This is a genomic window from Streptococcus sp. 2741 (assembly GCF_013276315.1).
Lineage (GTDB): Bacteria > Bacillota > Bacilli > Lactobacillales > Streptococcaceae > Streptococcus > Streptococcus pseudopneumoniae.
On record NZ_VMKU01000094.1, the window covers coordinates 1 to 1,106 of the forward strand.

Annotated in this window: 1 protein-coding gene and 2 pseudogenes; 2 read left to right on the forward strand and 1 reads right to left on the reverse strand. The window is 36.0% G+C overall.

Annotation, left to right across the window (positions count from 1 at the left end; translation table 11 throughout):
* Positions 1 to 394 (reverse strand): annotated as a pseudogene (locus HT671_RS08835) (transposase family protein); the annotation flags it as partial.
* Positions 395 to 528: 134 nt separating this feature from the next.
* Here HT671_RS08835 and HT671_RS08840 point away from each other — a divergent pair.
* Both HT671_RS08840 and HT671_RS08845 read left to right on the forward strand, forming a co-directional pair.
* Positions 529 to 668 (forward strand): annotated as a pseudogene (locus tag HT671_RS08840) (IS630 transposase-related protein); the annotation flags it as partial.
* A gap of 41 nt (positions 669 to 709) precedes the next feature.
* Positions 710 to 1,106, forward strand: a 397-nt coding sequence (locus HT671_RS08845; protein WP_172923132.1) for a helix-turn-helix domain-containing protein, incomplete at its 3' end; no start/stop codon positions are given.

The window sequence follows — 1,106 nt, forward strand, 5'->3', positions numbered from 1 at the left end:
ATTTCTTTTTACCAGAATCATTCGCTAATTGTTTTTTAAGGCGATGGATTTTTACTTCCGTCGCATCAATCATTACCGTGTCCTCAGAACTGAGAGGAGTTCTTGAAATCGTAAAACCACTTTGAACAAGAGTTACTTCAACCCATTGACTCCGATGGGTTAAGTTGCTTTCGTGAATACCAAAATCAGCCGCAATTTGTTCATAAGTTCGATATTCTCGCACATATTGAAGAGTGTCCATAAGAAGGTCTTCTAGGCTTAATTTAGGTTTTTATCCATCTTTTGCGTGTTTAATTTTTAATACAGCTAACATCTCTTCAAAAGTGGTACGCTGAATACCAACAAGACGATTAAATTGTGCATCAGTTAGTTGTTTACTTGCTTCATAATTCATAGAACTACTCTACCATGTTTTGTTTCGCAGGAAAGTCTATTATATTTAAGGATATTTGAAAGCTGTATTTTAGAAAAACAATTATGGAGTTTTGATATTTTCTTAGTTTCAAACAAGCATGTTATAATAAAGCTATGGCATATAGTACAGATTTTAAACATCGAGAATTAGATTACATCAAAGAGGGGCACAGCCATGTCGAGGCAGCCAAGGTTTTTGATGTTGGCGTCAGAACTCTCTTCATGTGGGAAAAGAAAGACGTGAACAAGGACACTCATACTAAGCTAAAATAAAAAAGCATTATATAGTAGTAATATGAAATCAACTAAAGAAGAAATCCAAGCTATCAAAACACTTTTAAAAGACTCTAGTACAGCTAAATATCATAAACGCCTTCAAATCGTTCTATTTCGTCTGATGGGTAAATCTTATAAAGAGATTATAGAGCTTTTAGGCTGTAATCAAACAACGATTTGGCCAACTGTAAAAAAATATGAGGAGTTCGGACGCGATTCTCTCCTTCAAGAAACACGTGGTGGTCGTAACCATGCATATATGACAATTGAGGAAGAGAAAGCCTTTCTTGCCCGTCATTTGAAGGCTGCAGAGGCAGGAGAATTTGTTACAATTGATGCCTTATTTCAGGCTTATACAAAGGAGTTAGGTCCTTCCTACACACGTGATGCCTTTTATCAACTCTTGAAGCGCCATG